The 9,311-nt window shown below is 34.3% G+C and carries 11 protein-coding genes; 7 read left to right on the top strand and 4 right to left on the bottom strand.

What is annotated here, in order from left to right:
* The coding region (locus WC223_13340; GenBank protein ID MFA6925223.1) for an RHS repeat-associated core domain-containing protein at window positions 1–806 on the top strand (806 nt) is incomplete at its 5' end.
* 2 nt (window positions 807–808) lie between these two features.
* Window positions 809–1,327: a hypothetical protein gene (locus WC223_13335; protein MFA6925222.1), complete on the top strand. Its 519-nt coding sequence runs from the start codon at window positions 809–811 to the stop codon at window positions 1,325–1,327.
* 131 nt (window positions 1,328–1,458) lie between these two features.
* Here the strand turns inward: WC223_13335 and WC223_13330 are convergent, their stop codons facing one another.
* From WC223_13330 to WC223_13320, 3 genes are read right to left on the bottom strand one after another with little or no spacing between them, the layout of a single operon-like run.
* Window positions 1,459–1,794, bottom strand: coding sequence for an addiction module toxin RelE (locus WC223_13330; protein ID MFA6925221.1), 336 nt, complete (start codon window positions 1,792–1,794; stop codon window positions 1,459–1,461).
* Entirely contained in the window at window positions 1,784–2,011 is a 228-nt protein-coding gene (locus WC223_13325) for a hypothetical protein (protein MFA6925220.1), read from the bottom strand. Before WC223_13325 ends, WC223_13330 begins: the two co-directional genes overlap by 11 nt.
* 5 nt (window positions 2,012–2,016) lie before the next feature.
* On the bottom strand, window positions 2,017–2,439 hold the full coding sequence (locus tag WC223_13320) for a helix-turn-helix transcriptional regulator (GenBank protein ID MFA6925219.1): 423 nt from the start codon (window positions 2,437–2,439) through the stop codon (window positions 2,017–2,019).
* A gap of 92 nt (window positions 2,440–2,531) precedes the next feature.
* On the opposite strand from WC223_13320, the gene WC223_13315 reads away from it, so the two are divergent.
* The 4 genes from WC223_13315 to WC223_13300 all read left to right on the top strand — a co-directional run bounded on the left by WC223_13315 (window position 2,532) and on the right by WC223_13300 (window position 7,548).
* Complete coding sequence (locus tag WC223_13315; GenBank protein MFA6925218.1) at window positions 2,532–4,259, top strand: hypothetical protein; 1,728 nt, start codon at window positions 2,532–2,534, stop codon at window positions 4,257–4,259.
* 93 nt (window positions 4,260–4,352) lie between these two features.
* A complete protein-coding gene (locus WC223_13310; GenBank protein MFA6925217.1) occupies window positions 4,353–5,330 on the top strand; it encodes a tyrosine-type recombinase/integrase in 978 nt (325 codons plus the stop codon).
* Window positions 5,299–6,243 carry a tyrosine-type recombinase/integrase gene (locus WC223_13305; protein MFA6925216.1) on the top strand — a complete coding sequence of 315 codons (945 nt, stop codon included), beginning with the start codon at window positions 5,299–5,301 and terminating at the stop codon, window positions 6,241–6,243. Before WC223_13310 ends, WC223_13305 begins: the two co-directional genes overlap by 32 nt.
* A gap of 1,098 nt (window positions 6,244–7,341) precedes the next feature.
* On the top strand, window positions 7,342–7,548 hold the full coding sequence (locus WC223_13300) for a hypothetical protein (protein ID MFA6925215.1): 207 nt from the start codon (window positions 7,342–7,344) through the stop codon (window positions 7,546–7,548).
* A gap of 313 nt (window positions 7,549–7,861) precedes the next feature.
* Here WC223_13300 and WC223_13295 read toward each other — a convergent pair whose 3' ends face one another.
* Entirely contained in the window at window positions 7,862–8,665 is an 804-nt protein-coding gene (locus WC223_13295; GenBank protein ID MFA6925214.1) for a hypothetical protein, read from the bottom strand.
* Between the two features lie 371 nt (window positions 8,666–9,036).
* Here WC223_13295 and WC223_13290 point away from each other — a divergent pair.
* Window positions 9,037–9,311: RHS repeat-associated core domain-containing protein (locus WC223_13290; protein MFA6925213.1), on the top strand; the 275-nt coding region annotated here is incomplete at its 3' end.

The following is a 9,311-nucleotide window of genomic DNA, read 5'->3' as shown; positions in this document are numbered from 1 at the left end:
GGCACGGGTTTAACGGAAAAGAAAAAGATGACGAATTGAAAGGCTCGGGAAACTCTTATGACTATGGTATGAGAATTTACGACCCGAGATTAGGGCGCTTTCTTTCTGTTGACCCTCTTACCCGTAAGTTTGCCATGCTTACACCGTATCAATTCGCAAGTAACAACCCTATTTGGATGGTTGATATTGACGGTTTAGAAGGGACAAAATATGACCAGTGGAAAAAGCTTACAACAGAAGAAAAGAAAGTAATAGCAACTCATTTTACAATAGTAAAGCAACTTGAAAAAAACAGAGAATTAGCGATTCAAAAAACAGCAGAACTATTCACAGGTACGGAAAGTGAAAAGACAGGATTTTATAATGACGAAGCAGACGCTTTTAGACACGCTTATTTTAATGCATTAAATACACAGTCTTTTGGAAGGGATTTGGCAAACAAGCTTGGTAAAGCTCACGAAGCTTTAGACGATCCAAGTAAAATCAAGCTAAATCAAAAGAAAATGGATCTTCATAATAATGCAGTTGGACAAGATGTAGGAGCAGCAAATCCTAATGCAACAGCAGATGAATTGGCTCAGAAGGTTGAGGAACAAAGAAAAGCTGGTAACATGGTTGTATTAAAAGACCCAACTGATGAAACTGGAACTATTCCTCTAGTTCCATCCAATAATCAAAATACTACGGTCTTTTTGAGGGATAATGTAGGAACTATTTTACCTAAACCCCCAACGCCACAAGGAGCAGATAATACAATAGTTAACACACCGACATTAATGATACCAGAACAAGTGAAAAAACAATAAATATGTTTATAAAGATGAATATTATATTATTTATATCGCTTATGCTTAGTTGCTATTCGTCAACTACAAGTGGGAAAAAAGTATCATTTGCTTTTGATGGACAAACATATACTTTGCCTGATAATGTTAAAGACTTGCAAGTTAAAAACAAGTTCAAATATTTTGTTTATAGAGGATTTAGAGGTCAGTCAGAAAATTATACTACTGTACTGCAATTGGATAAGAACCCACTATGGGTAGGGAGTGAAAATGTAGATGAAAGTTTTTATGCAAATAAAAAAGTTGTTGGCATTACCTTTATTCAATCTACGGCAAAAATAAACTTGAACGATATCCAAAAACAGATAGAAGTGAACTATAAAAAGAAATTTACTGCTTTTGAAAATACCGACTATCAGAAACTTGAAACAGACGAAGGTATTATTATTATTACCTCGCAGAAGAAAGCCAATAATTATATATCCTTTTATTTTGACTTAAAAAATAAGGATGTACTAGAGTATGTAAAAAATGTTTGGTGAACATAAACCTGTCATGCTGGCGTGACGTAGTTTCTGTAATCATTCTATGGAAAGGCACGAATACTTGAAATCAAACAAAAGCTAATCTGCAAACGGTTGGCTTTTTAAATAAACATAGAAGCAATAATGAATTATAATTTTGCCGGAATATCTTTAACAAGTTTTTTCATATCCATATCGGAAATAGACTCCTTTTCAGATTTATCATAAATAGATAAAAGATAAACATCAAGTTCTTTAACCAAAACGCAGCTTATAACCCTTGCCCCACCGCTTTTGCCTTTACCTTTGCTTTTAATAGCCAAACGTATTTTAAAACAATTACTACCTAAAGGTTGTCCGATTAAAGGGTTAACAGAAAGCTGCTCATCAAGCTGATAAATCTCGTTTTTTAAAGACGGATACTTTTTAATAAGTCGCTTTGCTTCACGTTTGAAGTTCTCAAGCGGAATTACTTTATAGCTCATCCAAAAACTCTTTAAGTGTTTTTTGTTTTTTCTTGCCGGCTCTGATAATCTTCATTTCTTCGATGGCTTCTCTTAAACCTTTAAGAATTTGTTCTTTTGAGGGTTCATCTTCCACATCAGGAATATGTAATTTTTTAGCAATATCATTCCAGTAGGTAATAGGAATAATAACCGCCTTTGTATGCCCTCTGTTGTCTGAAATATACTGTACGTTCATAAAAATTAATGTTGTAATTGTTGTTGAAAAAAGTCCTTAAATTTACTTTTAGTAACCATAGTATTAATAATGCGAAACAAAGCTTTTTTATCATCTTCATCAAGCTGTTGAACAAGCTTTATTTGTTCCGTAGTTGTTTTATCTTCGAGAGTAACATCTTTTGGGACTTTGCCTTCAAAGTGAATAATTTCGTCAACAGTCATATTAAAAAGCTTCGCTATTTTATCGAGAGCATCAATAGACGGCTCACGTTCTCCTTTTTCCGTTTTATTATAGTTGGCAGGATGCAAGCCAGCAGCAATAGCAACCTCTTTTTGTAAAAGTTTTCTGCTCTCTCTTATTTTTTTTATGTTTTTGCCTACGTGCATTATAAAAATATATTTAATGAAATCCATTGCAAATATAGTCAATAAGTCAATTTTATGCAACAAAATAAATTTTTTGTTAATTTATATTTGTCAATATGATAATTTATATTTTATTTTGCAATAGTCAATAAGACAAAAATAAATTATCAACAATGGAAACAAAAACCAAACTAAACACTCAAAATCCCGAAGCCATAACCTACACAACGGAAGAACTAAGCTTTACCATACTTGGCGGAATCCGTCTGGAAGGATTAGACAGAATGAGAGTAACGCTGAAAATCGAAGTAACAAACCGCAAGTTCAAGCATTACCTTAACAATCCTGACATTGCAGACCTTGCCATACGGCACAGCTTAGACCTTTACAATGACATACAAGTAGAAAAGCTAATCCGCAAAACAGCGGAACGCTTGGAAATAGGCAGCAGTCAAATAGCGAAAGCAATAGCCGACATCACAAACCAACTTGAAGAATACCGCTTAAAAAGAATAGAAGAACAACAAACCACCAATAAACAAAAGCCCTACGCTATGAGTGAACAGGAAAGAGAAGAAGCAACCGGCTTTTTGAAATCAGAAAACTTATTACAACACACAAATGAAATGCTTGGAAAGAGCGGAATAGTGGGCGAAGAAAAGAACCGCCAAAGAATGTTAATAATACTTACAACAAGAAAACGAGAAATCCCCCTGCACATAATATCACTTGGAGCAAGCGGAACAGGCAAAACATATTTACAGGAAAAAGTATCGGAACTAATACCGGAAGAAGATAAAATCGAAATAACAAGCTTATCCGAAAACGCCTTTTATTACTTCGATAAACAAGAACTAAAAAATAAACTTGTAATCTTTGAGGACTTAGACGGAGCACTAACTGCCCTTTTCCCACTAAGAGAACTACAAAGCAAACGCAAAATAACAAAACGAATATCAATAAAAGACAATAAAGGAAATACGAAAACAATAAGCGTAACAGTAGAAGGACCTATATGTGTAGCAGGTTGCACAACAAAAGAAAGCATATATGAAGATAATGCAAACCGTTCTTTCCTGATTTATCTTGACGAAACAAAAGAACAAGACGAAAGAATAATGGAACGCCAACGCTTATTGAGTGCCGGAAAAATCAATACTGAAGAAGAACAAAGAATAAAAAAGCTTTTACAAAACTGTCAACGCTTACTACAACCAATAACAATAAAAAATCCTTACGCAGAATATTTAAAACTTCCGGAAGAAGTGTTTAAGCCAAGAAGAACCAACAACCACTATTTACAATTTATCGAAGCAATCACATTTTATAAACAATATCAAAGGGAACAAAAAACAGATGAAGCAACCGGAGAAATCTATATCGAGGCAACACTCGAAGACATTGAAGAAGCTAACGAGCTAATGAAAGAAATATTATTACGCAAGAGTGATGAACTGAACAAAGCTTGCAGAACATATTTTGAATATCTGAAAGCATACCTAAAAGCAGAAAATAAAACAACATTTACGGCAAAAGAAGTAAGGCAAGCATTAAAAACCAATCACAGCAACCAAAAGCGGTATATGTTAACATTACTTGAAAATAACTATATCCGGAAAATAAAAACAAAAGAAAACAACTTTGCTTATGAAATCCCAAGCTATGAAGAATATGAAAAGCTGAAAGCATCAATTAGCAACATACTTGATGATATTTTAAACAAACTGAAAGAAAACAAAAATTTTTTATCCGAGCAAACAAAAGTAAACAGTTTACAACAAGTTCACAGCACAAATGAACCGCTAAACGAAAACAAAACCAATAACTTAAATACCGAAGTTCAAAAGTTCACGAAAAGGAATAAGAGGGGTGAAAAAAAGTTAATAGTTAATAGTGAATAGTTAATGATGAAAAGAGCGTCATTGCGACCGCGAGGAACGAAGTGGGAAGCAATCCCAAAACTATTAACTATTATCTTTTAACTATTAACTAAAATGAAACACTTACCAATCAACAGCCCCGCATATAAATACATTGAACAAAGCTTCAAAGAGTGGCTTGATATAATCGGCTTTGCCCCATCAAGCGTTTATAATATGCCAAATTGCATAAGAGAATTACTGCACTACATGGAGAAACAGGGAAGAACACAAATAAAAGACATAGACAACAAAACAATAAAGCAATATTATAACGAACTCAAAACACGCCCAAACCTACGGCGTGGGGGCGGATTAAGTACAAGCTATCTGCAAAAACATCAACAGGCAATATATAACTTTCTAAAATATTTAAGACAATCAGGGCGGCTCACAATCTCAAAACTATATTTACCAAGAGAAACCGAAGAAGATAAAATAACAACAGTATTAACACAAGAAGAAGTCAGGCAAATTTATAAAGCAGTAAACGATTTTCCTTATATAAGAGGAAGAGTTCCTGTATGGCAAAACGAAGTATTATCAATAAGAGATTTAGCAATGTTGACAATTTTTTACGCTTGCGGATTAAGACGAAATGAAGGGGTGCAGCTTGATATAAGCGACATACTTTTTGATAAAAAATTAATATATGTAAGAAAAGGCAAGAACTACAAAGAACGCTATGTTCCTGTAAATGCAAAAGGAATAAACTATTTACAGAATTATTTATATGACTCAAGACCACTATTTTTAAAGGATAGCAAAACAGAAGCTTTTTTTATAACGCAAAGAGGCAAGCGAATAACAGGACAAGCAATGTTATTACGATTAAAATTATTAATACAAAGAACTGAAAACGCAGAATTACAACAAAAAGAAATCGGCTTACACACGCTGCGCCACTCAATAGCGACACACCTTTTAGAAGCAGGAATGAAACTCGAATCCATTGCAAAATTTTTAGGACACTCAAGTTTAGAATCAACACAAATCTATACACACTTACTTGAATCAACAAATGAAGCAGGAAACTTTATACTTGAAAATTGAAGCTTTTACAGAATATCTAATATTAAAAAGATATAGCAGTAAATCAATAGGCAGCATTACATCAACAGTCAAACGTTTTTTAACGTGGCTTGAAAATGAAGGAATCGAACCGGAGCAAACAATTTATAATGATATAATGGCATACATAAGCTATTGCAAAAGCAAAAACAACAAGCAACGCAGCATACAGCAAACAATAATAAAAATAAATCATTATTACAAACACCTTGTTATTGATGGAGTATTAGAGGAAAACCCAGCCAGTAATATAGAAATAAAAGGAATAAAGCGAAGAATATTACACGACATACTCACAAACGAAGAATTAGAGCAAGTTTACCGAAGTTATAAAACAGAAACCCAAGCAAAAGAAAAAAATAAAATGCCACCGCAAACAATGCAAAACATAGCAAAGCGAAGAAATAAATTAATATTAGGACTATTAATTTATCAGGGTTTACGCACCGAAGAAATTGCACAACTTGAAATACAGGACTTAAAACTAAGAGAAGGAAAAATATTTATAACAGGAAGCAGACGAACAGAAGAAAGAACCCTGAAACTTGAATCGCATCAGATTATAGATTTACTTGATTACAGCAACACCACAAGAAAAGAAATATTAGAAATAAAACAAACCCCATGCACAAAGCTTTTTCCAAACTTAGGCAGTAGTGAAAACTTTAGCAACATCATGCAAAAGCTAATGAAAACACTAAGAAGCGAAAACCCAAAAGTAAAAGACGCAAAACAATTACGAGCATCAGTAATAGTAAACTGGTTAAAAACACACAATCTCCGTAAAACACAACACATGGCAGGACATCGTTACGTAAGCAGTACAGAAGTTTATCAATTAAGCAACTTAGACGATTTAACCGAAGAAATAACAAAGTATCACCCGATTATATGATTAACTGTTTTTAATATGATTCACTTACCGCCAAAATAGATAAAAGTGAAACATTAATTTAATTTTTTTTTTTTTGAGTTAACAAAATAACTAAAACACCACTTAGGACATTTGAAATAATACTTAATAATGTATCTGTAAAAACATTCATAGAATACAAATATAGAAAAAACTTTAAACTAAAAACTGATTAATCCGACGCCAGATTTTTGTTGGCATACGCCCCAACCCTTCGCCGCCAACGCCAAAAGCGTAGCCAAAAAAATACCCTAACCCACCACCACCAAACGACAAACTACAAACAACAAACTAAAATAAAATCCCGCCCCGACCTGTTTGCCGACCCTTCTGTGTTAATATTTTTGTCATGGTTTTTGTAGCCCAGTCGCTCACACAACAAAAACACATGCCAAAAATATCAACACCCAACGCTAAGTAACATAATAAACCTTATAATAAAAGCGGCGATATTAAGGTATAAATTATTTAATGCCGCTTTCATTTATAAGGGTTATTATGTTAAATAGCTCCCACGCCAACGCACGCCGACCTTAGCAGCCAGCACATTGCTTTTTTTATTTTGACTTTTTTATTATTTAAATTAATGTAAAATAAAAAAATCAAAGAGCTGTCAGCGGCGAAAAGCGGTAGCAATCAAAGAAAAAAAGCAATGCCAACGCTTTACGTGCTTACGCAATTGCTTTTTATTCTTTAATTGCTGTATTGTTCCATGTCCGCCGAAACTTCATTGCAACCAAGCCCACCCCCCTGAAGCAGAATCAGCCCGCTTTAACATTTTACAATCCCTGAAGAAAAGAAAAACGAGGTAATCAGCTTCATTGAAACTTTAAAACTTACTTATGCAAAGTTAAGCCCACGCCAACGCACAGTCAAGAGCAAGCCCGTTGGGTTCATTCATTTTTTTCGGATAAGTAGATTTTAGTTTATTCCGAAAAAAATGACCTGAACTCTTGACACTTCCCAACGCTCTGGCTATAACAGTTGCCTAAGTAAGTTTTAAAGTATTGCTTTTTTTAAACCGATGCGATTTTTTAAAAGCATCGGAAATCATTGTTAAACCTAAAAAACCAATTTATTATGAAAGAAAAACTAAGATTATTAAAAAACAGCTTAAGCGAATTACAAGGGCTTAGGGACATTTATTTTGATGCCTGCAACAGAACAGGCGACAGGCGATTTGTTGACGCTTACTATTACGAGCTACACAAAGAAATAACAACACGAGGCAAAATCTTTGACGGATTTAACAGTTTTATAAAAAAGTTGGAAAATAAAAAAAACTGAGTCGGTTATTTTTTGGGGTTCAGTCGGAGTTCAGTCGGATATGAGTCGTATATAAGTCGGTCAGGGACATTTTTCTTTGCTATATCAATTATAGTACACTCATAGAAGAATTATATCAGAGTTATCAGTAATAAACTAAAAAATCCCGCATTACTGCGGGACTTTTTAGTCATGAAGAAAGAAAAAGTTCTATTGAATTTCGTTATTACAAATATACGAAATCTTTTTGCAAAAGTCAAGAAAAAAAGTAGAGCCGTGCCTGCCAACACGACTCTACCGCACAAACACGAAAGAAACAGCACGCAAAACCCACTCAGAATACATTTACAACTTTCATACAGTTGCCCTGTGCGAGCATATAATCAATCGTTCCCACTCTTTGAAAGAACTCAATCCCTATGCACTGAACTATGCTGACCGTTGCAGTCATTGTTGGTGCAGGGGTACCCGGAAGAGCTGACGTAAGTGTAAAGGTTACAGGAGTTGCAGAATTAAGAGCCGTTACAGCAGAATAATTAAGACCGCTGATCATGTTTAAAAGCGGGTCAGTTGGCTCATAGTGCCCTGTATTAACATTATAAGCATAATCAGAAACAACCCCGATTGCCTCAAGCAATCTGAAGTGAGTTGCTCCCGATGGAGCTTCAATATAATCCTTAGGCAGAAAACTTGCAACATTAATGATGCCCTGATTCCTTGCTGTATTGTTGGAAGCAGTAAAAGGGGCATCGAAAATCTGCGACAAGCTGATCTTTTTATTAAAGTCAAATCCTGTTATCATGCTTCTTGAAGCAGACAGCGGAATAGTTCTTTGCCCCCTTGTTCCTGTACCCTTAAGATTAATCTCTTTGAAAAGTTGTGTTAACCGAGCCGATACTCTCGGGTCGGATTTGCTTTGAATGATGCTTATAAGAGACATACGCAAAGCTTTGGCGACAATGGCACAGCCGCCAAACTCCGAGTTATTTTCTCTTGTACGAATGAATGAAGGATCATTTAAAATCCTTTCTTTTGATGGTCCGTTAGCCTTTCTGGCTAAATCTTCACCACCCAGCTTATAAAAGCTAATACCGTCCATATTGCCTTTTAGCTTGATTAAACCTGTTTGCTTACTCATAGTTGAAAAGAATTAAAGGTTAATAAATAAAGAAAACTAAGAGTAAGTTGTGTTTCATGAAAGGATGTTTAAGTTAATAATATAAAGCAAAATGTTGTCAATACTACCTATAAAGGTACGAAATATAAAAAGTGAAAGCAAGTTTTTTGGCAAATAAATTTCATTAAAAGTATTGGTATGACTGCAATAAACTTTATTTTGTTACGTTATTTATAAATGTGTTTTGTTTTTTTTAAAAGCATAAAAAAGGAAGAATAAAATATCAGAAGCATTGAAAAGACAGCATAAACAACAACAAAAAAAATACACAAAAAAGTTTTTATAAAATAAAAAAGTTACTATCTTTGGCATATATATAAACAAAAAAATCTTTGTTTACACAAACAAGCACATACGAAAAAACGAGTTTTTTTCTGGGGGAGCTCAGGGAAAAAAAAGATATTGCGGAAAAAAAGTGCTTAGATTACTACCCATTCGGTATGCTGATGCCCGGGAGGAACTTTAACACCACAACCTACAGGCACGGGTTTAACGGAAAAGAAAAAGATGACGAATTGAAAGGCTCGGGAAACTCTTATGACTATGGTATGAGAATTTACGACCCGAGATTAGGGCGCTTTCTTTCTGTTGACCCTCTTACCCGTAA

Source organism: Bacteroidales bacterium (assembly GCA_041671145.1).
Classification (GTDB): domain Bacteria; phylum Bacteroidota; class Bacteroidia; order Bacteroidales; family JAHJDW01; genus JAQUPB01.
This window is presented reverse-complemented; position numbering and strand designations above follow the sequence as displayed.